Below are 23272 nucleotides of genomic sequence, written 5' to 3' on the forward strand. Positions count from 1 at the left end.
GGGTGAGGGCGCTTTGCTTGCGAAGCACTGCTTCGCAAGCGCCCGAACGCACAGCCGCCAGCGGCTGGGCCGGACCGCGGAGCGGGGTTCACGGCGTGTCCTGCCTGGGCCACCCGTCACCCTCGTCCCATTTGCAGTAGGGCGCCGAACGCCCGCTCTACTTCGCGTAGTGCCCACCGCAGTCGGCATCCTTGCCCGGCCCCAGTTCGATGGTGGCCAGCAGTGCCGCCGGCGGCGCGATGCTGCCCAGCGTCAACGCCACCGCACCCCGGATACCCAGCGCCTTGAAGTCCGGGCGGAACGACGGGTCCTTGAAGGTGCCGCCGATGCGCAGCGGCGAGCGCAGCACCAGGATGCTCCTGTCCTTCGGTCGTGGCTTCAGCAGCAGGTCCAGCGTTTCATCGCGCAGGCTGACATCGCCCTCGCCGAGGATGATCGTATCGGTGGTGTCCACTGCCATCGACCGGGTATGCATCAGGCCCTCGCGCACGCCGAAGTCGGCGAAGGCGCAGCGCAGCGGAATCTGCTTGTCGCCGGTGAACAGGAATTTCAACGACTCGGTGATGTCCAGTCCCGCCACTTCCATCAGCAGGTTGCCGACGTGGCCGCGGCCCATGCCCAGCGCCACGTTGCCGCTGCTGCTGCCGAGCATCGCTGCGATCGAGTTGCCGTTGCCGGTCAGGTCAATGGCGCCGCTGATACCCCCCTTGGCCTGTTCGGCCAGCTTGGCGTCGGGGAACAACTGGCCCAGCTGCACGCCGCGCACGCTGGCCTTCAACGAGGTTGCAATCTGCGGGCGACGTGCGTCCATGCGGATCGTGCTGCGGATGTCGCCGCCGGCAACGCCGAAGTTCAGCGGGTCCAGCCGCAGTACACCATCGTCCAGCAGCAGGTGTGCATCCATGTCGTCCAGCGGCAGCTTGGGTGCATTGATCCGCTGGGCCTTCCAGCGCACGTCGGCATCCATCGCGCGCAGCTTGCCCAGGTTGTACGGCGTGGCCGGCAGCACTTTGGCGCTGGCGGCCACGCGCGCAGCCTCGGCCCGCTGTTCTGCATTGGCGGTCTCGCCGCCACCGGTCTTCGGGGGGGCACCGACGAAGCCGGCAAGGTCATCGAAATCGAGGCGGCGCGACACCAGGTTCGCGGTCATCCGTGGGCGTTCCCTGGAGACATCGAACTGCACATCGCCGCCCAGGTCACTGTCGCCGACTTTGCCGGTGAAGCGCTCGTAGCGCCAGACCTGGTGATCGCGCTTCAGGCGGCCATCCAGTGCGTAGGGCGGGGAAGGCGGAATGGCGATGCCCAGCAATGGATACAGGTCGGCCAGGTCTTGACCGCTCAGCGCGAACTGCAGGTCGAACACCTGCAGCTGGAACGGGTTGGTCAAGGTGCCGCTGGCAACGGCATGGGTGGCTCCGGCGCGGCCATCCAGATGGATGCGGAAGGGGTGTGCGCTGTCAGTCAGTTCCAGCGGCGATTCGGTCCCACCGCTCAGGGTAAAGGGATTGCCCTGCCAGCGGCCCTTGCCGGCCACCAGCAACGGTGGTGCGGCGTCGGCCTGTTTCGGTTGCCCGCTGCGCACGTTCACCAGGATGTCGGTGCGGCCGAGTGCGTCCAGGAACTGCAGGCGACCGTCGTCAATGTGCAGGCGCTTGAGCTGCGGCGTGGTGCCGCCCTTGCTGTCGCCGAGGAAGTTCCAGTTGCCGGGGTCACCTTTGCGCGGGGCGGTTTCCAGCAGTACGTCCGGGCGGGTCAGGCGCACTTCGGGCAGTTGCACGCTGCCACGCAGCAGCGGCCACACCCGTACGTCGATCTCGACCCGGTCGGCGCTGACCATGGTGGGCTGCTTCGCCCAGGGCGCATTGGCAAAGGTAAGGGTATCGGCGCGCACGGTGCTGGTGCGGCCGAGGTCGACATCCAGGTTGCCGATGTGCAGGGCGCGGCCGGTGCGCGCCTGTACCGCACGTTCGACCGGGCCCTTGAACCAGTTCCAGTCCCACAGGGCGATGAGGACCAGCAGTGCCGCGAACAGGAACACCAGCACGGCGAGCCAGCGCTGCCCGCGGCGACCGGGACGACGCAGGCGCCAGCGCGGCACCTTGGGAGCAGCAGGAGCAGAGGCAGCATTCACACCGCCATGGTTGCCCCGTCGGGGTGGACGGGGCGCGAAGCGATCATGTGCATCGTGTGCAGAGCCGGTGCCTGCTCGCCGGCCAGGGGCCTGGCGTTACCCTCAATACGGGGTCACAGCACCTGTCGGGTCACGGCGACGAAGTGGCAGACGCTGCCACCGATCACGAACAGATGCCAGATCGCATGCGAATAGGGGATGGATTCGCGGTGGTAGAAGTACGTGCCCAGCGTATAGGACAGGCCACCGCCGAACAGCCAGGCAAGCGTCCCACCATCGATCGAGGCCCACATCGGCTTGATCGCCACCACCACCAGCCAGCCCATGGCGATGTAGATCACCGTGGACAGCAGCTTGAAGCGGCCGGTGTAGAACAGCTTGAACACCACGCCGCCGAGCGCCAGCGCCCAGATCGCGGTGAACATGCCCCAGCCCCAGGGGCCGCGCAGGCCGATCAGGGTGAACGGGGTATAGGTACCGGCGATCAGCACATAGATCGCGCAATGGTCGAACACCTTCAGGCGGCCCTTGGCCTGCGGGTGCTGGATGGCGTGGTACAGCGTGGAGGCGGTGTACAGCAGCAGCAGGGCGATGCCGAACACGATCGCACTGGCCAGCTGCCAGCCATCGCCGTAGATCGCGGCCAGGGTGATCAACACCGCGCTGGCGGCCAGGGCAAGCACCGCACCCAGCCCGTGGGTCAGGGCGCTGGCAATTTCTTCGCGGATCGAATCAACGGAAGTCGTGGACATGGCATGGGCATCGTCTGCAGGGAGGGGGACCTGCACCCCCCTATCATCGCCGCGATGGCGGGCGCGTGCACCCCCGCCACCGTATGGTCGCTGGAATCAGTTGCCGGTGACCGTATGCGCGGCTTCACGGGTTGCCGAGAAACGCACGTCCGGCGCACGTTCCTGCGCCAGCTGCAGGTTGACCCGGGTCGGCGCCAGGTAGACCAGGTGGCCGGCCGCGTCGAGGGCCAGGTTCAGCGCGTTCTTCTCGCGGAACTCCTCCAGCTTCTTCTCGTTGCTGCAGTGGACCCAGCGCGCCGTGGTCACGCTGACCTGCTCGAAGGTGGCTTCCACGCCGTATTCGTCCTTCAGGCGGTAAGCGGCCACATCGAACTGCAGCACGCCCACCGCGCCCAGGATCAGGTCATTGCTGGTCAGCGGACGGAAGAACTGGGTCGCGCCTTCCTCGGACAGCTGTGCCAGGCCCTTCTGCAGCTGCTTGAGCTTGAGCGGATCGCGCAGGCGGGCGCGACGGAACAGTTCCGGGGCGAAGTTGGGGATGCCGGTGAAGGTGATCGCCTCGCCTTCGGTGAAGGTGTCGCCGATGGAAATCGTGCCGTGGTTGTGGATGCCGATGACATCGCCCGGCCACGCCTCGGCGGCGATTTCACGGTCGCTGGCCATGAAGGTCAGCGCATTGGCCAGCTTCATGTCCTTGCCGGTGCGCACGTGCAGGGTCTTCATGCCGGCAGTGAACCGGCCCGAGCAGACGCGCATGAACGCCACGCGGTCACGGTGCTGCGGGTCCATGTTGGCCTGGATCTTGAACACGAAGCCGGTCAGCTTCGGCTCCTGCGGGGCGACGTCGCGACCGGTGGTGGAGCGCGCCTGCGGCGACGGTGCGTGTTCGACGAAGAAGTCCAGCAGCGGCTGCACGCCGAAGTTGTTCACGCCCGAACCGAAGAACACCGGGGTCTGCTTGCCGGCCCGGTAGGCCTGCAGGTCGAACGGGTGGCTGGCACCCTGCACCAGTTCCAGTTCGTCGCGCAGGTCGGCCAGCATCCGCTCGCCGATCTTCTCGGCCAGCCCGGGCGAATCGATCGAGGGGAAGATGGTCGAATCCTGACGGGTGAAGTTGCGGCCCTGCTCGTACAGATGCACTTCGCCGGTGATCAGGTGGACCACGCCCTTCAGGCGCTGGCCCATGCCGATCGGCCAGGTGACCGGTGCGCACTGGATGCCGAGCACGCTTTCAACCTCGTCCAGCAGGTCGATCGGCTCCTTGCCCTCGCGATCGAGCTTGTTGATGAAGGTCATGATCGGGGTGTCGCGCAGGCGGCACACTTCCATCAGCTTGATGGTGCGCTCTTCCACGCCCTTGGCCACGTCGATCACCATCAGCGCCGAGTCCACCGCGGTCAGCACGCGGTAGGTGTCCTCGCCGAAGTCGGCGTGGCCTGGGGTGTCGAGCAGGTTGATGATCTTGCCTTCGTACGGGAACTGCATCACCGAGGAGGTGACGGAGATGCCGCGCTCCTTTTCCAGCGCCATCCAGTCCGAGGTGGCGTGGCGGGCAGCCTTGCGGCCCTTCACCGAGCCGGCCATCTGGATCGCGCCTCCGAACAGCAGCAGCTTTTCGGTCAGCGTGGTCTTGCCGGCGTCAGGGTGGGAAATGATGGCGAACGTGCGGCGACGCGACGCTTCGGTGGCGACTTCGGACATGGCAGTGGCGCCCGCACGGGGCGCTTTTCAAAGAGATAAGCGCCCGATTATACCGGCCTGCCGGCGTCGGCGGGTCAGCGCCCGGCGCTGGCGTCCCCGCTGCCCTCACGGGCGAAGTGCAATTCGCCCTGCGGGGCGAGGATGCGCACCGGCACCGAACGCAGCCCCATGCCCCGGTTGAGCTGCACCACGAAGTGCAGGTGCGGTGCGGTGCTGTAGCCACTGTTGCCGGACAGGCCGATCGGCTGCCCGGCCTGCACGGCCTGGCCGGGACGCACGCGCATGCCGCCGGCCTGCAGATGGGCGTACATCGCCATGCTGCCGTCGCTGTGCAGGATACGAACGAAGTTGGCGCGTCCGGCATCGCGTTCACGGTCCAGGCCATTGCCGCGGAAACCGTCCTGTACCTGCATCACCGTACCCTCGCGGGCGGCCAGGACCTGCGTTGCTTCGGGCAGGGCAAAGTCGATGGCGTCGCGGTTCTCCTCGTCATCGTGGCTGAACCGGCCCTGCGGCGCCTGGTCCACGCGCAGCTGGGCAGCCTGGAACGGCAGGCGATAGGCGACGTCTTCGGCGCGCGCGGCCGGATTGCCCGGCACCGACTGCAGACGAAGATCCAGTGCCTTGCCATTGGCAGGAGAGGGAAGATGGCCCACCACCAGGCTGCCGGTGGCCTGCACCAGTGACTGCAGCGGCAGGCCCTCCACCTGTGTGCCGGGGGCGGCGCGCAGCTCGATCTGCACCGGGCCGGACAGTGGGTTGTCGATCCGCGCCTGCCACTGGTCGCCCAGCGACTGCAGGCGCAGGCGGGCCATCGGCGCCGCGTGCGGCGTGGCGCCGGCCGTGCGCGCGGCCGGCGTCTGTGGCACCAGTCCCCAGCCCTGGCGCCAGTCGGCAGCGTTCGCGGGGGCGCTCGCCAACAGGGGCAGCAGGAGGCAGGGCAGGGGCAGGCGGCGCATCGAAGGCTCCAGCGACATGGACCGCCGGGACTCTACGCAAGCTGTCGGGACGGGGGAAGGGTGGGGGCTTTGCATTCATCCATCTCTTTATCCGCATGAAGGGATTGACATGCCCGAAAAGGACTGGCATCGTGGCTCCACCATCGAGACCGGCAGAGGGACAGGCCCTTTGAAGCCGGGGCAGCCCGCAGACGCGAAAGCGCCTGCGTAGGTGCCAAATCCTGCGGGGACCGTGGCGTCCACCGAAAGATGGTTCGAACCTGCACCCAACGTGCACTTCGAACGCGAGCCCCGCGAAGGCTCGATGGCCGATTTCCCTACCGGAACCCGCCATGAGCTTCGCCACCAGCACCGTGCTTCGCCCCGAACCCTTTGTCCCCGTCAGCGTGCCGGTCGATGACCGCGTGCACGCCGAGCGCGGCGAGTTCGCCGCCGTGCTGTCGATGCGTCATGCCGGCCCCTGCCCGGTGCGCCTGCGCTATGAGTGGGTCGGTCCGGTCAACGCACCGGTGGTGGTGCTGGCCGGCGGCATTTCCGCGCACCGCCATGTAGCCTCCAATGCGCAGTTCAGCGAGAAGGGCTGGGCCGAAGGCCTGGTCGGCAGTGGCCGCGCACTGGATCCGCAGCAGCTGCGTGTGCTCGCGTTCGATTTCATCGGCGCCGACGGTGCGTTGGATGTGCCGATCGATACCGCCGACCAGGCCGATGCGTTGGCGCTGCTGCTGGATCACCTCGGCATCCGCGCATTGAAGGCATTCGTCGGCTATTCCTACGGCGCGCTGGTCGGCCAGCAGTTCGCGATCCGCCACCGTGCCCGGGTACGCCAGCTGGTGCTGGCCAGCGGTGCGCACCGCCCGCACCCGTATGCCGCCGCCTGGCGTGCGCTGCAGCGCCGTGCCGTGGCGCTGGGCCAGCTGCAGTGTGGCGAAGACCACGGCCTGGCGCTGGCCCGCCAGTTCGCCATGCTCAGCTACCGCACACCGGAAGAATTCGGCGAACGCTTCGATGCAGCACCGGAGGTGGTCAATGGCCGCGTCCGTGTCGCGGCCGAAGACTATCTCGACGCGGCTGGTGCGCAGTACGTCGCGCGCACGCCGGTCAATGCCTACCTGCGCCTGTCCGAGTCGATCGACCTGCACCGCGTGGACCCGAGCGCGATCCTGCCGCCGACCGTGGTGGTTGCCGTTGAAGGCGACCGCCTGGTTCCGCTTGCCGACCTGGTCGGCCTGGTCGAGGGACTGGGCCCACGCGGCAGCCTGCGCGTGCTGCGCTCGCCCTACGGTCACGACGCCTTCCTGAAAGAAACCGATCGCATCGACGCGATCCTCGCCACCGCCTTCCGCACTTCTGGAGAGTCCGCATGAGCCTGCACGCCGCTGAACCGTCCTGTTGTCGCACCACCGCCGCCGTCCGCGCCGGCATCGATCGGGACACCGCCCATGGCGCGGTCACGCCGCCGATCGTGCTGTCGTCGAACTTCAGCTTTGAAGGCTTCGGCAACAAGCGCCAGTACGACTACACCCGCAGTGGCAATCCCACGCGCGACCTGCTGGGTGAGGCGCTGGCCGAACTGGAAGGCGGCGCCGGCGGTGTGGTGACCGCCACCGGCATGGGCGCGATCAACCTGGTGCTGAACGCACTGCTGCAGCCCGGCGACACCCTGGTGGTGCCACACGATGCGTACGGCGGCAGCTGGCGCCTGTTCAACGCGCTGGCAAAGAAAGGCCATTTCGAACTCGTCACTGCCGACCTGACCGACCCGCGCGCGCTGGCCCAGGCCCTGGCCACGCAGCCGAAGCTGGTGCTGGTGGAAACCCCGTCAAACCCGCTGCTGCGCATCACCGACCTGCGCTTCGTGATCGACGCGGCGCACAAAGCCGGTGCGCTGGTGGTGGTCGACAACACGTTCCTGTCACCGGCATTGCAGCAACCGCTGTCGTTCGGCGCGGATCTGGTGCTGCACTCCACTACCAAGTACATCAACGGCCACAGCGACGTGGTCGGTGGTGCGGTGATTGCCCGCGATCCCGCCGTGCATGAACAGCTGGTGTGGTGGGGCAATGCACTGGGCCTTACCGGCTCGCCGTTCGATGCGTTCCTGACCCTGCGCGGCCTGCGTACGCTGGATGCACGCCTGCGCGCGCACCAGGAAAACACCGCCGCGATCGTGGCGCTGCTTGATGCGCATCCTGCGGTGGCCAAGGTCTACTACCCGGGCCTCGCCGATCATCCGGGCCACGCCGTTGCCGCGCGTCAGCAGAGTGGTTTCGGCGCGATGCTGTCCTTCGAACTGGCCAGCTGTACCGGCGATGATCCGCATGCTGCTGTACGCGCGTTCGTCGATGGCCTGCGTTACTTCACGCTGGCCGAGTCGCTGGGAGGCGTGGAAAGCCTGATCGCACACCCGGCGACCATGACCCACGCGGCAATGACTGCCGAAGCACGCGCGGCTGCGGGCATCAGTGAAGGCCTGCTGCGTCTGTCGGTCGGTATCGAGGGCGAGCGCGACCTGCTGGCCGATCTGGGCAGCGCTCTGGCGCGCGCCGAGGCGGTGATCGATGCGGTGGCGCGCGGCAAACAGGTGGCAGACGCATGAGCGCTTTGCCTGTCGAGATTCCGCTGCTGGGTACTGGCCGCCTGGCGCTGCTCGGAACCGGCACCGTCGGTTCGGCCTTCGTGCAGCGCTACCAGGCGTTGCAGGCGCGTGGGCTGGAACTGCCCAGCGTGCAGTGGCTGGCCAATTCACGCACCGCGCTGGCGATCGACCGCGATCTGGCGTTGCCGCTGGAACTGGCACGGCGTGCGCCGCGTGATGGGCAGAGTTCGCCGCCGTGGGCCAGCGCTGAAGGGCTGGAGCGTGGCGACGTGGTGGTCGATGCCACCGCCAGCGAAGATGTAGCGGCGCGCCACGTGCAGTGGTTGGCGCGCGGTGTGCACGTGGTGACCGCCAACAAGCTTGGCCGCGGTGCCCAGCTGTCGCGCGCGCAGGCCATTGCCGATCGTTGCGCCGATAGCGGTGCGCGTTATGGCGACAGCGCCACCGTCGGCGCCGGCCTGCCGTTGCTCAGCAGCCTGCGCGCGCTGGTTGCCGGTGGCGACCACATCCATGCCATCGAGGGCGTGCTTTCCGGTTCGCTGGCGTGGCTGTTCAATCGTTATGACGGCCAGTCGCCGTTCTCGGCGGCGGTGCGTGAAGCGCTGGCGGCCGGCTACACCGAGCCGGACCCGCGGCTGGATCTTTCCGGCGAGGATGTGCGCCGCAAGCTGTTGATCCTGGCCCGCAGCAGCGGATTGGCGCTGGACGCGTCGCAGGTGCAGGTCGACTCACTGGTGCCGGATGCGCTGGCTGCGCTGCCGCTGGAAGATGCAGTGAATGCGCTGGAGCAGCTGGATGCACCGCTGCAGGCACGTTGGCAGCGGGCGCGCGACAACGGCCGGGTGCTGCGTTTTGTCGGGCGCGTCGATGGCGAGGGTGCGCAGGTGGGCCTGCGTGAGCTGGCTGCCGACCATCCGCTGGCGCAGGGCGCGGGCACCGACAACCGCGTGGCCATCCACAGCGATCGCTACCGCGCGCAGCCGCTGTTGATCCAGGGGCCGGGCGCGGGTGCGGAAGTGACCGCAGCGGCGCTGCTGGATGACGTGCTGCGGATCGTGGGGTGAGCCCGGCCGCCGCTGCGCTCGCCGGGCGTGGCCCGGCGCTACCCACGCCGATCCTCGTAGCGCCGGGCCATGCCCGGCGGTTATGGAACTTCAACGCGCCTTGAGTGCCTTCAACAATGCGGCATTGAACTGCTTCGGGTCCTGCACCTGCGGCGAATGGCCCAGTGCCGCGAACTCGACCAGGGTCGAGCCGGGTATCGCCGCCGCTGCCGCTTTGCCCAGTGCCGGGTAGTTGCCCAGCGTCGCCTTCAGTTCGGGCGATGCCTGGTCACGGCCGATCGCCGTGCGGTCCTTCTGGCCGATGAACAAGGTGGTCGGCACCTGCAGGTTCTTCAGTTCGTAGACGACGGGTTGGTTGAACACCATGTCCGAGGTCAGTGCCTGGCTCCAGGCCACCTGCTGCTTGCCCGCGCCTTCGTACATGCCCGACTGCATGCGCGCCCACGGTTCATACGCCGGCTTCCACTTGCCGTCGTAGTACACATCCAGCTGGTAGCGGCGGATGCTGTCATAGCTGATGTTCATTTCGCCGGCATACCACGCGTCCACGCTGCGCCAGGGCACGCCCTGCGCCTTCCAGTCTTCCAGCCCGATCGGATTGACCAGCGAAAGACTGCGCATATCCTGCGGATACATCAGCGCATAACGGATGGCCAGCATGCCGCCCATCGAATGGCCGACCACGTGCACCGGTACATCACCCAGCTGCAGCTGCTGCAGCAGCGCATGGGTATTGTCGGCCAGCTGCCCGAACGAATACTGGTAGCGCTCGGGCTTGCTGGATTTGCAGAAACCCACCTGGTCCGGCGCGATCACCCGGTAGCCTGCCGCCACCAGCGGCTTGATCGTCTCCTTCCAGGTTGCCGCGCAGAAGTTCTTGCCATGCAGCAGCACCACCACGCCGATCGGCTTCTTCTTCGGCGCAACATCCAGATAGGCCATCTCCAAGGCCTGGCGCTGCGATTCCAGTGCAAAGGTCTTCACTGGATAGCCGTAGTCGAAGCCCTCCAGCCGCGGCCCGTAGGTTGGCGCAGCGAGAGCGGACAGCGGAAGGCAGGCAAGCAGGGCGGTGGCGATCACGCGCATGGGACATTCCGGGGCAGGGGGATGCCCGAGCCTAACCGGAAAACGGTGACGGTGTTGTCCGGTCGAGAACGGCACTGCAGAGCCGGGTCGATGCCCGGCCCTGCAGTAGAGCCAGGCCATGCCTGGCCCTGCAGACCATCAGCACTCGATGACGTTCACCGCCAGGCCGCCGCGGCTGGTTTCCTTGTACTTGTCCTGCATGTCGCGGCCGGTATCGCGCATGGTCTTGATGACCTTGTCCAGCGACACCTTGTGCTTGCCGTCGCCGCGCATGGCCATGCGCGAGGCGTTGATCGCCTTCACCGCACCCATCGCGTTGCGCTCGATGCACGGAATCTGCACCAGGCCACCGATCGGATCGCAGGTCAGGCCCAGGTTGTGCTCCATGCCGATCTCCGCCGCATTCTCGATCTGGCTCGGGTTGCCGCCCAGCGCCGCGACCAGGCCACCGGCGGCCATCGAACAGGCTACGCCGACCTCGCCCTGGCAACCCACTTCGGCGCCGGAGATCGAGGCGTTTTCCTTGTACAGGATGCCGATCGCCGCCGAGGTCAGAAGGAAGTCGAACACCCGCTGTTCGTTCGCGCCCGGGCAGAAGCGGTCGAAGTAGTGCAGCACCGCCGGCAGTACACCCGCCGCGCCGTTGGTGGGTGCTGTGACCACGCGGCCACCGGCAGCGTTCTCTTCGTTCACGGCCAGTGCGTACAGGTTGACCCAGTCCAGCGTGGTCAGCGGGTCGCGCATCGCCGCTTCCGGCTTCGACGACAGCTCGCGGTACAGCGCCGGCGCGCGGCGGCCCACTTTCAGGCCACCCGGCAGCACGCCTTCCTCGCGGATGCCGCGCGCCACGCAGGCCTGCATTGCGCTCCAGATCTCGCGCAGGTTGTCGCGGATCTCGTCCTCGCTGCGCCAGCATTTCTCGTTCTCGAACATCAACTGGGCGATGCTCAGGCCACTGCGCGCGGTCTGCGCCAGCAGCTCGTCGCCGCTCTTGAACGGGTAGGGCAGCGGCGTTTCGTCAGGCACGATACGGTCATCGGCCGCATCGTCCTGGTTGACCACGAAGCCACCACCGACCGAGTAGTAATCGCGGGTGGCCAGCACTTCGTCATCGGCGTTGTACGCGGTGAAGCGCATGCCGTTGGTGTGGTAGGGCAGCTTCTGCCGCTTGTTCAGGCCGAGGTCGCGCTTTTCGTCGAAGGCGATCTCGTGCTGGCCCATCAGCATGATCCGCTTGCTGCTGCGGATGCGCTCCAGCGTGGACGGAATGATGTCCGGGTCGATCAGGTTCGGACGCTGCCCTTCCAGGCCGAGCAGGATCGCCTTGTCGGTGCCGTGGCCGCGACCGGTCAGTGCCAGCGAGCCGTACACGTCGGCACGGATGCGCGCGACCTGCGCAAGCTTGCCCGGGTCGAGCAGCCACCGATGGATGAAGCGCTCGGCGGCCCTCATCGGCCCGACGGTGTGCGAGGAGCTCGGGCCAATGCCGATCTTGAAAACGTCGAACGTGCTGACAGCCATGGTTGCCGTACTGCGGGTACCGGGAGAGACCGCTATTCTAGCGGTTCACGCCGCACTTCCATGACTGCGGCGCAGCATTTCCGTCAAGGGAGCAAACCCCGGTGTTGACCCTGTTCCAGCGTGACGACTGCCATCTGTGTGACATGGCCCTGGCCGAACTGGCCAGAGCGCGGGCGCCCGAGTTCGAATCGGTGTTCCTCGACGACCAGCCGGCGCTGGAGGCGCGCTATGGGGCGCGGGTGCCGGTGCTGCGCGATGAGCGCGGTGGGCGGGAGCTGGACTGGCCGTTCGATGCGGCCACGGTGCAGGCCTGGCTGTTGGCAGGCAGGTAACGCCGGGCCATGCCCGGCGAGCGCGAAGCGCGGCCAGCGGTGGAAGCCGCCGGGCATGGCCCGGCGCTACCAGGACGAAGGCGTCTTATTTCGCGTCGAACTTCACGATCGTGCTGATCGCGGTTTCGTCCGGGATGGTCTTGGTATCCGCCCAGTCGCCGCCACCGACACCGAAGTCCAGGCGCTTGACCGTGGCCTTGCCGGTCAGCACCGGCTGCGCGCCGGGCTTCCAGGTGAAAGTGAAGGTGACCGGCTTGCTCACGCCGCGCAGTTCCAGCGTGCCGTCGGCGGCGAACTGGTCGTTGCCGAGCGCGCGGAAGCCCTTCGCGGTGTAGCGTGCGGTAGCGAACTTGCCGACGTTGAAGAAATCCGCGCCCTGCAGGGTGGAGTCGCGGTCGCTGTTGCCGCTCTTGGCGCCGGCCAGCGGAATCACCACGTCCAGCGAACCTGCGGACGGATTGGCCGGGTCGAAGCTGAGCTTGGTGGCAAAGCCCGGGAAGCTGCCGGTGAACACTTCACCGTCGTACTTGGTGGCAAAGGCCAGGAACGAACCGGCACCCGGCGCCTGGGCGTAATCGGCGGCGAGCACCGGTGCGGTGGCCAGCATGCCGGCAAGGGCGGCGGCCACGGCGGCCGGAGTGGTCAGTTTCAGGTTCATCGGTCAGTCCTTCTGGGGAGAGGCGAGCCAGCCACGCGGCAACATCCGGGACAGGGTGGCATCGCGCTGGAACAGGTGGTGGTAGAAGGCGGCACCGGCATGGGCCAGCACCACCGCGATCAACAGCCAGAAGCCGTATTCGTGCAGGGCATGGGATGCCGCCACGATCTGCGGATCCGGTCCGCTCAGCTTGGGCACATCGACCAGACCGAACCAGCGGAACGGACGCAGGCCGCTGGCCGAGTCGTACAGCCAGCCCGACAACGGGATGGCGAACATCAGCACATACAGCAGCACATGGGTGGCGCTGGCGATGCGCTCCTGCCAGCCCGGCACGCCGGGTACCGGCTTGGGGGCACCGGCATACAGGCGCCAGCCCAGGCGCAGCACCACCAGTGCCAGCACGGTGATGCCGATCGACTTGTGCGCGGTATAGACCCAGAAATACTTTGGCGTCTTCGGCAGCTCGCCCATGGTCAGGCCGACGATGCCCAGGGCGAGAATCAGCAGTGCGATCAGCCAGTGCAGGGTCTGGCTGACACTCCCCCAGGCGGCAGGGGTGTTCTTGGCGGTCATGAAGGGTCCTTGGTGGCCGTCTGGCTGTCGGAGTGGGGTTGGGGCGGGGGAGTTCCCGGAGAATCGCTGCGGTCGAGCGTGGCTTCAGCCTCGATACGCACCTGCACCGCATCACCGATCACGCCCGGCCATGCGGTGATGCCGAAGGCACGCCGGCTCAGCGTGGTGGTGGCGGAGAACCCTGCAGTACGCCGGAACGGCGGCAGCGGATAGCGTTTGACCTGGTTCAATGTCACCTCCAGCGCGACTTCCTGGCTGACCCCGCGCAGGGTCAGGGTGCCCAGTACGCGCGCATGGCGGGCATCGATCGGTTCGACATGGTGGGAGACGAAGCGGGCGGTGGGGAAGCGTTCGCCATCGAGCAGGCTGCGCGCCAGGGTTGCCTGGTTCCACTTGGCATCACCAAGGTCCAATCGCGACACCGGAATCTCGACGTCCAGTGTCGCATCGCGCCAGTTGTCGCTATCGAACTGCAACTGGCCCTGGCTTCCGGAGATCGTACCCAGCGCCTGCGAGTAGCCGGCATGGTCGATCGCAAACAGCACACGGGTGTGCACCGGATCGATGCGGTAGGCCTCGTTGCCTGCCCAGGCGGGGGCCACGGCAAGCAGCATCGGCAGCAGGGCCAGGCAGTGGCGCATCGGCGGGGGGCTCCGGGAAAAAGACCGTTCGATCATACCCATAGCCCCCGCGCAACGCTGTGTGCACGGCTGCAACAGTTCGTGGTGCCGATGTGGCCGGAAACAGGCTGTTGCAGCGATGGCTGCAGCCCTGTGTGACAATCGGCACAGGACAGGGGGTTCAGGATGAAGAGCGGCTGGCGCCGGTGGTGCCAAGGCATTGCAGGAGCAGGTCTGGTGCTGTTGGCGCTTTCGGCTGCAGCGGCGACCTTGGACATGGCCGGTGAAACACCGCGCCTGCGCCGTTTCGGCGCGGCCGAGGGATTGCCCTCGCGCATGGTGGTGGCGCTGGCCGAAGACCGACAGGGCCGCGTGTGGGCCGCCACCGACGGCGGCCTGGCCCGCTATGACGGCGGTGAGCTGCGGGTCTGGCAGCACGACCCGGCACAACCGGATACGCTGCCCGGCAACGAGATCGAAACACTGCTGGTCGACCCGCTCGACCGGGTATGGGTTGGCATCAACGGCAAGGGGCTGGCCCGGCTGGATGCCGACCGCGAACGCTTCAAGACCTTCGATTCCGTCACTGAAGGGTGCCAGGGACAGTTCTGGACCCTGGCCTACGCCGAGGATGCGCTATGGGTCGGCAGCAGCAGCCATGGGGTCTGCCGCGTCGGCGAAGATGGCTCGCTGCGCCATTTCCAGCATGATCGGGCGCAGCCCGGCGGTCTGCCGAGTGACACCGTCTTCAGCAGTCTGGTGGATGCGCAGGGACGGCTGTGGGTGGGCACCGAAGCCGGTGTGGCGCGCTGGAACGGCCACGCCTTCGAAGCCGTGGCGCCGCGCGAACTGGCGGCGGTGAGCGTGCTGCGGCTGAGCCGCGATGCCGATGGCGCGATCTGGGTCGGTACGCAGAACGACGGCCTGTACCGCATCGATGCGCAGGATCGGGTGACGCGACCGGCCTGGGCCGACAGTGCCCGCCTGCGCTCGGCACTGGTCCTGGCCGACAGCCACGGAGGCTACTGGGCGGGAACTTCCGATGGCCTGCTGCGTGGTGACGGCCAGGTGCTGCGCAGGCTGGAAGGCGACCGTGGCAGTGGTTTCCTGACCGGCCACAGTGGCGTGCTCGACCTGATGCAGGACCATGAGGGAGGGCTGTGGGTCGCACTGCTGACCCAGGGCCTGGCTTACCTGCCGCCCGACTGGCGACGCTTTTCAACCTGGTACCAGTTCGATGGCAAGCCGCTGGACAGCCAGTACCTGTTGAGTGCTGCCAGCGACGGCCGCAGCTACTACGTCGGCTCTGCGCATGGCGTCTACCAGATCGATGCACAGGGGACGTTGAGCCTGCTGGTCAGCGACCGCGAACTGGGCAGCGGCGCGGTGTGGTCGGTGCTGCCACGTCCCGACGGCAGGCTGTGGCTCGGCCGCGCGGGGCGCATCAGCGTCTACGACCCCGCCACCGGTGTGCTGCGCGACTGGCGTATTGGCGGTGGCGCCGACCTTCGGCAGCGGATCGATCTGATGCGGCAGGCCCCCGATGGCACGGTCTGGGTATCGGTGATGAACCTGGGCCTGCAACAGCGCAGTGCCGACGGCCGCCTGCTGCGCAGTTTCGACGGCGCTACGCTGCGAGGCAGCACCGACGCGCCGGTCGAGCAGATCCGCTTCGATGCCGGCGGGCACGCCTGGGTGGTCGGGGAAATGGGCATCTGGCGCGAGCAGGGAGACCGCTTCGAAGCGGTGCCCGGCGTTTCCAGGGGGCCCATCTACGATCTGGTATGGATCGATCCCCGGCAGTTGTGGATCGCACGCCAGGGCGCATTCGAGCGCTACCAGTGGGATGGCCTGAGCCTGCGCCTGATCCAGCGTGTCGATGCCAGTGCCGGCGTGCCGCCGGTCAGCATGGGTGGGCTGGCCCTGGCCCGGAACGGCCAGTTGTGGGCGACGACGCCCCGCGGCCTGCTGCGCTGGGATCCGAAACAGCGTCGCCTGCAGATCTTCAATGAACGCGACGGCCTGCTTGATGCCGAGTTCACCGGACGCCCACCGGCAATCGATGCCGATGGCCGGGTGCTGGCCGTTACCCAGACCGGCATGGTGGGCTTCGATCCGAATGCTGCCGACGCCGAGCTGCCACCCTCGCAGCTGGTGATCGCGCAGGTTCGCGTCCGTCGCGATGATGCGCGCGGCTGGCAGCCCTTGCCGACCTCCGGCCTGCTGTTGCTGGGGCCCGACGACCGTGACCTGCAGATCGATGCACGCCTGCTGTCCTACGCCAACCCGCAGGGCAACCGCTACCGGTTCCGCGTGCAGGGATACGACCAGAACTGGGTGGAACAGGGCGGGGACGGCCAACGCACGTTGTCGCGGCTGCCGCCCGGCACCTACGCCATCGAGGTGCAGGCCGCGACGGCCAGTGGTCCGTGGACGCCCTCGCAGCAGTTGCACATCAAGGTACTGCCCCCCTGGTGGCGCAGCGGCATGGCGATTTTCGGCTATGCAATGCTGGGCTCGCTGTTGCTGTTGGCACTGCTGTGGTCGATCCGCAGGCGGCTGCGGCGACGCCAGCAGTGGCAGTTGACGGTGCACAAGCAGCAGATCGCCGAGCAGGCATCGCAGGCCAAGAGCCGCTTCCTGGCGACCCTGGGCCACGAAGTGCGCACGCCGATGACCGGTGTACTGGGCATGAGCGAACTGCTGCTGTCCACCGAACTGGACCCGGTGCAGCGCAGCTATGCCGGTTCGATCCAGCAGGCCGGCAGCCATCTGCTGCGCCTGGTCAACGATGCGTTGGACCTGGCCCGGATCGAGGCCGGCCGGCTTGAACTGGACATCCGCCCGTTCGACCTGGGCGGACTGCTGGACCAGGTGCAGGCGTTGATGCAGCCGATGGCACAACAGCGCAGGCTGGCGTTCCAGCGCGGGGCGGCATTGCCAGGCCCGATCTGCGTCAGTGGCGATGAGATGCGCGTCCGCCAGATCCTGCTGAACCTGCTGGGCAACGCGATCAAGTTCACCGAGCGTGGCCATGTTGGCCTGGCGGCGCGCCTGGACGACGACGGCGGCGCGGTGACGTTCGAGGTCAGCGACAGCGGGCCGGGCATCAATGCCGAGCAGCAGCAGCGCCTGTTCCACCGCTTCGAACAGGCCGATGGCCCGCGTACCGCCTCGCGCTATGGTGGCAGCGGGCTGGGCCTGGCGATCTGCCAGGAGCTGGCGGTGGCGATGGGCGGCCGCATCGATGTCGACAGCCAGCCGGGGCGTGGCGCACGCTTCGCCGTGCGGCTGCCGCTGCCGTGGAGCCGGCAGCAGGCCTCCAGCCCTGGCGAGGCAGCGTCGCCGATGCTGCCTGCACTGCGCATCCTGCTGGTCGAGGACGATGCCACCGTTGCCGAGGTCATCGCCGGTCTGCTGCGCAGCCGTGGCCATGAGGTGGTGCACGTGCTGCATGGCCTGGGCGCACTGTCGGAAATATCCACCGAGGGGTTCGACGTCGGCCTGCTCGACCTCGACCTGCCGGCACTCGATGGCACCGCCATCGCCCGCCAACTGCGCGCGATGGGCTACGAACTGCCGTTGGTGGCCGTTACCGCGCGCTCGGATGCCTATGCCGAGGCGCAGGTGCTTGCGGCCGGATTCGATGGTTTCCTGCGCAAGCCGGTGACCGGCGATCTGCTGGTGGCGGCGATTGCCCAGGCGCGCAGTAAACGCCAGATCATCAGCTGAGCGCGGCATCCTGCGGCGTGAATCGCGCAACTTTCGGTTTACCATGCCGACGCCCACGGCGTGGGCATCATCAACAGCAGCGTGAGGAGGCCATCGGTGGTGTATCTGCGGGCAGTGACGCTGCTGATGCTGCTGCTGTGCTGCCTGGTGCCCGCTGCCGCGCAGCCGGTGCCACCTTCGCCGCGCCAGGTCACCGTGTTCGATGGGCTGCCGTCCAACACCGTCAACCGCATGGCCGAGGACCGCTACGGCTACCTGTGGATTGCCACCAACGATGGCCTGGCCCGGTACGACGGGCGCAACTACCGCATCTGGCGTTCCGAAGACGGCCTGCGCGACAACCGCATCTGGAGCGTGTTGGTCGATGCCCGCAACGAGCTGTGGATCGGCACCGAAAATGCCGGCCTGGTGCGGATGTCGGCCGATCGCCGCCAGCTGCGCTTCTACGATCGCAGCAGCCAGCCGCTGATGGGCAGCAACACCGTCTGGAGCCTGGCTGCGACACCGGATGGCGCGATCTGGTTCGGCACCCACGAGGGCGGCCTGTACCGGCTGGACAGCAATGACCGTCTGCAGCGGTTCCTGCCCGAAGCGAACAACCCGCGCAGTCTGCCGGCCGCGTCGGTGCCCTACCTGGCCACGCTTGCCGATGGCAGCCTGTGGGTCGGCACCAAGCATGGCGTGGCGCGCTGGACCGGTACCGATTTCGAACGCATCGGCGGCGACCTGGTGCCCAGCCTGCTGATCAATGGACTGACCGCAGAACCCGACGGCAGCCTCTGGATCAGCACGCTGGCCGGGGCCACGGTGCGGCGCCCGGATGGCCGTTTCGAATCCGTTCCCTGGACATTGCCGGCCGGCGACCAGGTGCTGGGCATGATGCTGCGCGACGAGCAGGGCGGGCACTGGCTGGATACGCGCAGCGGCCTGGGCCGGGGCATCGATGGCCGCTACCAGACCGTGCCGCTGTACAGCGCCATCGCCCGTGGCCTGGTGCGGCCGAACTGGACCGGTGCCTATGAGGACCGCGAAGGCGGCATCTGGCTGGCCAGTACCAATGCCGGCCTGTGGCACCTGCTTCCGCGCTGGTGGCAGTTCTCGGTGTTTTCGCGGCTGGAGGATGATCCGTCCTCGCTGCGCAATTCCTATGTGCTCGGTACCAGCCCCTCCAGCAATGGCGGGGTGTGGACGGTCGGCAGCCATGGCGCGCTGGACCGCTTCAATCCGCGCACGGGCGTGATCGAGCAGCACCGCACCTTCGTCAACGGCATGCACTGGCTGACCTCGGTGCGCGAAGACCGGCAGGGCCAGGTGTGGGTGGGCTCGACCGACGCCCTGATGCGCTACGACCCGCGTCGTGGCGAGCTGCGGCGCTGGGGGCGGGACTCGGGCGCGGACGCGACCATGGAAGGCAACATCGAGGCGATGATGACCTGCGATGGCGACAGCCTGTGGTTGATGCTGTCATCGGGGCTGCAGCAGCGTGATCTGGACGGGCACGTGCGCCGGCGGCTGGAAAACGGCCAGGACGGTCTGCAGGCCGGTCAGCTCAATCTTGACGTGGAATGCGGCCCGCAGGACCGGATCTGGCTGGCCAGCAGCCGCGGCCTGCTGCAATGGCAACCGGATGCGCAGCGCTTCCAGCCGGTGCCCGGTGCGCCGGCCACTGCGGTGTACGCCCTGCATGTGGGCAAGGACGGCCAGGTCTGGTTGTCCGAGGATGGTCGCCTGTCGCGGTATCTCTGGAGCCAGGGCCGGCTGGAACGGCAGGCGGTAGTGGGCGCCGAGCAGGGCTATCCGGCGATTTCCGCTACCGGCCTGGTGGTCGACGCGCAGGGCGTGGCGTGGGCCACCAGCGCCCGCGGCCTGGTGCGGGTGAGTGCCGATGGCGAGAGCGTACGCCTGTACGGGGTGCACGATGGGCTGCCCAGCCAGGAGTTCCGCGAACACACCCTGATCGCCTCCTCGGCGGGGCGCATGGTGGCAGGTACCCCCGCCGGTGTGGTGGTGTTCGATCCCGAGCAGGTGCGGCCTTCCACCCGCCGTGCGCCGCTGGTGATCGAGCGGGTGGAGGTGCGCCGCAACGAGCAGTTGCTGGACCTGACCCATGACTCGCCGCTGCAGATCGCCGATGGTGACCGCGACCTGCGTATCGTCGCGCGCCTGTTGTCCTTCGCCGATTCGGCTTCCAACACCTACCGCTACCGGTTGGCCGGCTACGACCCGGATTGGGTCGAGGTGGGCCCGGCAGGCGAGCGCCTGTTCTCCCGCCTGCCACCCGGCGCCTACCGGCTGGAAGTGCAGGCGCGCTCGGCCGACCACGTGTGGTCGCGGGTGCAGACCCTGGAATTCCATGTGCAGCCGCCGTGGTGGCGCAGCTTGTCCGGCCTGCTGGTGCTGGCCTCGATCGGGTTGCTGCTGACCAGCTGGTTCGCCTGGTTGTACCGGCGCCGGCTGCAGCGCCAGCACGCCTACCAGCTCGCCCTGCACAAGCAGGATCTGGCCGAGCACGCATCGGCGGCCAAGACGCGCTTCCTTGCCAATCTCGGCCATGAAATCCGCACGCCGATGACCGGGGTGCTGGGCATGAGTGAACTGCTGCTGGCCTCGCCGCTGGATCCGCAGCAACGCGGCTATACCCAGTCGATCCGGCATGCGGGCGAGCATCTGCTGCACCTGGTCAACGATGCGCTGGACCTGGCGCGGATCGAATCGGGGCGCCTGGAACTGCAGTCCAACGCGTTCGGTCTCAATCGCCTGCTGCAGGACCTGGCCGCGCTGATGGGGCCACTGGCTGCACAGAAGGGCCTGCGGTTCATCCTCGACAACCAGTTGCCGGCGGGGCTGCAGGCGACCGGCGATGCGATGCGGGTGCGGCAGATCCTGCTCAACCTGCTGTCCAACGCGGTCAAGTTCACCAGCCGCGGCAGCATCACGCTGCATGCGCGTTGCGAGGAAGGGCCGCGTGGGCTGTATTTCGAGGTGCGTGATACTGGTCCGGGCATCAGCCAGGAGCAGCAGCAACGGTTGTTCCGGCGCTTCGAGCAGGCCGACGGTGCGCGCACCGCAGCGCAGTACGGCGGCAGCGGCCTGGGCCTGGCGATCTGCCGCGAGCTGGCACTGGCCATGCAGGGCCGGATCCGGGTGGAAAGCCAGCTGGGCAGCGGTACCTGCTTCGGTGTCAGCCTGCCGTTGCCGCTGCAGCAGGGGGCGGCCAGCGACGGAGGTGCCGACAGTGACGCCGCCGCTGCTGCGGTCAACATGCCGCCGCTGCGGGTGTTGCTGGTGGAGGACGATGCGACCGTGGCCGATGTGATGTGTGGGCTGCTGACCACCCGTGGCCATGAGGTGGTTCACGCGGCCCACGCACTGGCCGCGCTGCGTGAAATCAGCGCGGGTGATTTCGATGTCGGCCTGCTCGATCTGGATCTGCCGGGCCTGAGCGGTTTCGAACTGGCCCAGCATCTGCGCAACCAAGGTTACACGTTGCCGCTGCTGGCGGTGACCGCACGCACCGACCCGGACCTGCAGCAGCAGGTGGAAGCGGCCGGCATCGGTGGTTTCCTGCGCAAGCCGGTGACCGGTGAGCTGCTGGTGGAAGCGATCGCCCGCGTGCTGGGGCGGTAGGGGTTAGGCAGGGCTGCGCCCTGCACCCGCCTAATCAACGGCAAAGCAAAAGCAAAAGCAAAAGCAAAAGCAAAAGCTGGCATTCCGTGGGATGGCGGGGTGGGTCCGGTGGCGGGGGACGCTGCAAGTACGCCCATGTAAGCTCGGTCGCCGCATCCATGCGGCTCACGCCCCCGCAACCGGACCCACCCCGCCTTCGACAGATTTTCGCGATCTGTCGGAACCGCGTTCTGTGTTGCTGTTGGCAGGTGTCGACCTTGGTCGACCAGTAGATCCACGCCACGCGTGGATGCTTTTCGAGATATTCGATTTCCAATGGAGATTCATCCACGCATGGCGTGGATCTACTGCAGATCGCGGAAATCCGACACCGCCCCGCCATCCCACGGAATACCTGCTGTTGCTGTTGCCGTCGCCCTTGCTTCGGCCTCTGCAGGTGCAGGGCGCAGCCCTGCCGAACCCTCTACTCCGCTACTTCTTCTACCTGGCGCGGCTCGGGCTTGGTGTCGGGCAACTGCCAGAAGATCAGCGTCGACGTGAGCGTGATCGCGCCCACGCACAGGAACGTGGCGTGCAGCGCAGCCGTGGCGCCGTGGCCTTCCAGCTGCGTGCCGAATGCGGCCAGCAGGCTGCCTGCGGCGGCTGCACCGAAGCCGGCGGCGAGCATCATCACCATCGACAGCAGGCTGTTGCCGGAACTGGCGAACTCGCGGTCGAGGTCGCGCAGGGTGACGGTGTTCATCACGGTGAACTGCAGCGAATTGACCGCACCGAAGAACGCCAGCTGCAGCAGGCGCACGGCAAGGTGCTGGCCCGGTGTCATCAGGATGAAGCTGGCCATCGCCAGGCCGACCAGCACGGTGTTGGTCATCAGCACGCGGCGATAGCCGTAGCGTTCAACCAGTTTCACCGCCAGCTTCTTCGACACCATGCCTGCGGCGGCCACCGGCACCATCATCAGGCCGGCGTTCATCGGCCCGAGGCCAAGGCCGACCTGCAGCAGCAGCGGAATCAGCATCGGCATGGCACTGCTGCCGATGCGCGAGAACAGGTTGCCGAGAATGCCGATGCGGTAGCTGGGCACGCGGAACAGTGCAAGTGAGAACAGCGGTGCCGTTGAATTTGCCGCGTGCAGCCAGTAACCGACCAGCGCGGCCAGGCCGGCCACGGTCATCAGCATCACCAGCGCGTGAGGTGTACCGAGCCCGGAAATCCCATCCAGTGCCAGCGACAGCACCACCATCGCAAAGGCCAGCATGGCGTAGCCGCGAAGGTCGAACCGGGTGCGGTGGCTGGCGTAGTGGTCGGGCATGATCTTCATCGCCGCGATGAAGCCGATGACGCCGATCGGCAGGTTGATCAGGAACACCCAGTGCCACGAGGCGATCTCGACCAGCCAACCACCCAGCGTGGGGCCGATCAGCGGACCCACCAGTGCGGGAATGGCGATGAAGCTCATCGCACGCAGGAAGTCCTCGCGTGGCACCGAGCGCATCACCGCCAGGCGCCCGACCGGCAGCAGCATCGCGCCGCCGATGCCCTGCAGTACGCGCGCGGCCACCAGCTGGTGCAGCTGCTGCGCCATCGCGCAGGCCAGCGAGCCTAGGGTGAACAGGATGATCGCCACCAGGAAGGTGCGTCGGGTTCCGTAGCGGTCGGCGATCCAGCCGGAGGCGGGAATGAAGGTGGCCACTGCCAGCGCGTAGCTGAAGACCACCGACTGCATCTGCAGGGGGCTTTCGCCAAGGCTGGCCGCCATCGCCGGCAAGGCGGTGTTGACGATGGTCGAGTCCAGCATCTGCATGAAGATCGCCAGCGAAACCAGCCACAGCAGGGGACGCTGGCGGGTGTAGGTCGATGGCGCTGTGGACATGGGGCGTGGCCGGTGCAACGTGGGGGCGCCATGATCGCGCACTG

At 67.5% G+C, this 23272-nt stretch carries 16 protein-coding genes and 1 riboswitch; of the genes, 6 read left to right on the forward strand and 10 right to left on the reverse strand.

Going from position 1 to position 23272, the window contains the following annotated elements; genetic code table 11:
* Window positions 1-157: 157 nt before the first annotated feature.
* The 4 genes from BW38_RS08910 to BW38_RS08895 form a co-directional block, all read right to left on the reverse strand.
* Window positions 158-2131 carry an AsmA family protein gene (locus tag BW38_RS08910; RefSeq protein WP_032976585.1) on the reverse strand — a complete coding sequence of 658 codons (1974 nt, stop codon included), beginning with the start codon at window positions 2129-2131 and terminating at the stop codon, window positions 158-160.
* Window positions 2132-2244: 113 nt separating this feature from the next.
* Entirely contained in the window at window positions 2245-2883 is a 639-nt protein-coding gene (locus BW38_RS08905) for a hemolysin III family protein (protein WP_025877819.1), read from the reverse strand.
* A gap of 96 nt (window positions 2884-2979) precedes the next feature.
* On the reverse strand, window positions 2980-4584 hold the full coding sequence (locus BW38_RS08900; RefSeq protein ID WP_025877820.1) for a peptide chain release factor 3: 1605 nt from the start codon (window positions 4582-4584) through the stop codon (window positions 2980-2982).
* A 74-nt stretch (window positions 4585-4658) separates the two neighbouring features.
* Entirely contained in the window at window positions 4659-5543 is an 885-nt protein-coding gene (locus tag BW38_RS08895) for a M23 family metallopeptidase (protein WP_032976586.1), read from the reverse strand.
* Between the two features lie 137 nt (window positions 5544-5680).
* Window positions 5681-5799: riboswitch (SAM riboswitch) on the forward strand.
* A 76-nt stretch (window positions 5800-5875) separates the two neighbouring features.
* On the opposite strand from BW38_RS08895, the gene BW38_RS08890 reads away from it, so the two are divergent.
* Genes BW38_RS08890 through BW38_RS08880 form a run of 3 tightly spaced genes read left to right on the forward strand, consistent with a single transcriptional unit; the run spans window position 5876 to window position 9203 of the window.
* Window positions 5876-6907: a homoserine O-succinyltransferase gene (locus BW38_RS08890; protein ID WP_025877822.1), complete on the forward strand. Its 1032-nt coding sequence runs from the start codon at window positions 5876-5878 to the stop codon at window positions 6905-6907.
* Window positions 6904-8139 (forward strand): O-succinylhomoserine (thiol)-lyase, encoded by a 1236-nt coding sequence (locus BW38_RS08885; protein ID WP_032976588.1) that lies wholly within the window; start codon window positions 6904-6906, stop codon window positions 8137-8139. Before BW38_RS08890 ends, BW38_RS08885 begins: the two co-directional genes overlap by 4 nt.
* Complete coding sequence (locus BW38_RS08880) at window positions 8136-9203, forward strand: homoserine dehydrogenase (RefSeq protein ID WP_032976589.1); 1068 nt, start codon at window positions 8136-8138, stop codon at window positions 9201-9203. The genes BW38_RS08885 and BW38_RS08880 overlap by 4 nt, the downstream gene beginning before the upstream one ends.
* A 90-nt stretch (window positions 9204-9293) precedes the next feature.
* Here BW38_RS08880 and BW38_RS08875 read toward each other — a convergent pair whose 3' ends face one another.
* Both BW38_RS08875 and BW38_RS08870 read right to left on the reverse strand, forming a co-directional pair.
* The gene (locus tag BW38_RS08875) at window positions 9294-10289 is read right to left on the reverse strand and encodes an alpha/beta hydrolase (protein WP_032976590.1); all 996 of its coding nucleotides are present in this window, start codon (window positions 10287-10289) and stop codon (window positions 9294-9296) included.
* A 138-nt stretch (window positions 10290-10427) separates the two neighbouring features.
* Window positions 10428-11810, reverse strand: a complete 1383-nt coding sequence (locus BW38_RS08870) for an L-serine ammonia-lyase (protein WP_025877828.1) — start codon at window positions 11808-11810, stop codon at window positions 10428-10430.
* Window positions 11811-11911: 101 nt separating this feature from the next.
* On the opposite strand from BW38_RS08870, the gene BW38_RS08865 reads away from it, so the two are divergent.
* Window positions 11912-12142 carry a glutaredoxin family protein gene (locus BW38_RS08865; RefSeq protein WP_025877830.1) on the forward strand — a complete coding sequence of 77 codons (231 nt, stop codon included), beginning with the start codon at window positions 11912-11914 and terminating at the stop codon, window positions 12140-12142.
* A gap of 85 nt (window positions 12143-12227) precedes the next feature.
* Here BW38_RS08865 and BW38_RS08860 read toward each other — a convergent pair whose 3' ends face one another.
* The 3 genes from BW38_RS08860 to BW38_RS08850 are packed head-to-tail and all read right to left on the reverse strand — an operon-like array spanning window position 12228 to window position 14017.
* Window positions 12228-12800, reverse strand: coding sequence for a YceI family protein (locus tag BW38_RS08860; protein ID WP_025877832.1), 573 nt, complete (start codon window positions 12798-12800; stop codon window positions 12228-12230).
* 3 nt (window positions 12801-12803) lie between these two features.
* Window positions 12804-13376, reverse strand: a complete 573-nt coding sequence (locus tag BW38_RS08855; RefSeq protein ID WP_032976591.1) for a cytochrome b — start codon at window positions 13374-13376, stop codon at window positions 12804-12806.
* Window positions 13373-14017 carry a YceI family protein gene (locus BW38_RS08850; RefSeq protein ID WP_032976592.1) on the reverse strand — a complete coding sequence of 215 codons (645 nt, stop codon included), beginning with the start codon at window positions 14015-14017 and terminating at the stop codon, window positions 13373-13375. Before BW38_RS08850 ends, BW38_RS08855 begins: the two co-directional genes overlap by 4 nt.
* 165 nt (window positions 14018-14182) lie before the next feature.
* Here BW38_RS08850 and BW38_RS08845 point away from each other — a divergent pair, with 165 nt between their 5' ends.
* Together BW38_RS08845 and BW38_RS08840 are read left to right on the forward strand one after the other, a co-directional pair.
* Entirely contained in the window at window positions 14183-17728 is a 3546-nt protein-coding gene (locus tag BW38_RS08845; RefSeq protein ID WP_032976593.1) for an ATP-binding protein, read from the forward strand.
* A 96-nt stretch (window positions 17729-17824) separates the two neighbouring features.
* On the forward strand, window positions 17825-21355 hold the full coding sequence (locus tag BW38_RS08840; RefSeq protein WP_032976594.1) for a hybrid sensor histidine kinase/response regulator: 3531 nt from the start codon (window positions 17825-17827) through the stop codon (window positions 21353-21355).
* A gap of 463 nt (window positions 21356-21818) precedes the next feature.
* Here BW38_RS08840 and mdtD read toward each other — a convergent pair whose 3' ends face one another.
* Window positions 21819-23228 carry a multidrug transporter subunit MdtD gene (gene mdtD, locus BW38_RS08835; protein WP_025876990.1) on the reverse strand — a complete coding sequence of 470 codons (1410 nt, stop codon included), beginning with the start codon at window positions 23226-23228 and terminating at the stop codon, window positions 21819-21821.
* Window positions 23229-23272: the final 44 nt, after the last annotated feature.

The organism is Stenotrophomonas sp. RIT309, from assembly GCF_000632045.1.
Classification (GTDB): domain Bacteria; phylum Pseudomonadota; class Gammaproteobacteria; order Xanthomonadales; family Xanthomonadaceae; genus Stenotrophomonas; species Stenotrophomonas indicatrix.

What these genes read in the sequence shown, in the direction of transcription:
- BW38_RS08905 (WP_025877819.1), bottom strand. Translation starts at nt 2,883, where the DNA reads ATGTCCACGACTTCCGTTGATTCGATCCGCGAAGAAATTGCCAGCGCC.
- BW38_RS08900 (WP_025877820.1), bottom strand. Translation starts at nt 4,584, where the DNA reads ATGTCCGAAGTCGCCACCGAAGCGTCGCGTCGCCGCACGTTCGCCATC.
- BW38_RS08895 (WP_032976586.1), bottom strand. Translation starts at nt 5,543, where the DNA reads ATGCGCCGCCTGCCCCTGCCCTGCCTCCTGCTGCCCCTGTTGGCGAGC.
- BW38_RS08890 (WP_025877822.1), top strand. Translation starts at nt 5,876, where the DNA reads ATGAGCTTCGCCACCAGCACCGTGCTTCGCCCCGAACCCTTTGTCCCC.
- BW38_RS08885 (WP_032976588.1), top strand. Translation starts at nt 6,904, where the DNA reads ATGAGCCTGCACGCCGCTGAACCGTCCTGTTGTCGCACCACCGCCGCC.
- BW38_RS08880 (WP_032976589.1), top strand. Translation starts at nt 8,136, where the DNA reads ATGAGCGCTTTGCCTGTCGAGATTCCGCTGCTGGGTACTGGCCGCCTG.
- BW38_RS08875 (WP_032976590.1), bottom strand. Translation starts at nt 10,289, where the DNA reads ATGCGCGTGATCGCCACCGCCCTGCTTGCCTGCCTTCCGCTGTCCGCT.
- BW38_RS08870 (WP_025877828.1), bottom strand. Translation starts at nt 11,810, where the DNA reads ATGGCTGTCAGCACGTTCGACGTTTTCAAGATCGGCATTGGCCCGAGC.
- BW38_RS08860 (WP_025877832.1), bottom strand. Translation starts at nt 12,800, where the DNA reads ATGAACCTGAAACTGACCACTCCGGCCGCCGTGGCCGCCGCCCTTGCC.
- BW38_RS08855 (WP_032976591.1), bottom strand. Translation starts at nt 13,376, where the DNA reads ATGACCGCCAAGAACACCCCTGCCGCCTGGGGGAGTGTCAGCCAGACC.
- BW38_RS08850 (WP_032976592.1), bottom strand. Translation starts at nt 14,017, where the DNA reads ATGCGCCACTGCCTGGCCCTGCTGCCGATGCTGCTTGCCGTGGCCCCC.
- BW38_RS08845 (WP_032976593.1), top strand. Translation starts at nt 14,183, where the DNA reads ATGAAGAGCGGCTGGCGCCGGTGGTGCCAAGGCATTGCAGGAGCAGGT.
- mdtD (WP_025876990.1), bottom strand. Translation starts at nt 23,228, where the DNA reads ATGTCCACAGCGCCATCGACCTACACCCGCCAGCGTCCCCTGCTGTGG.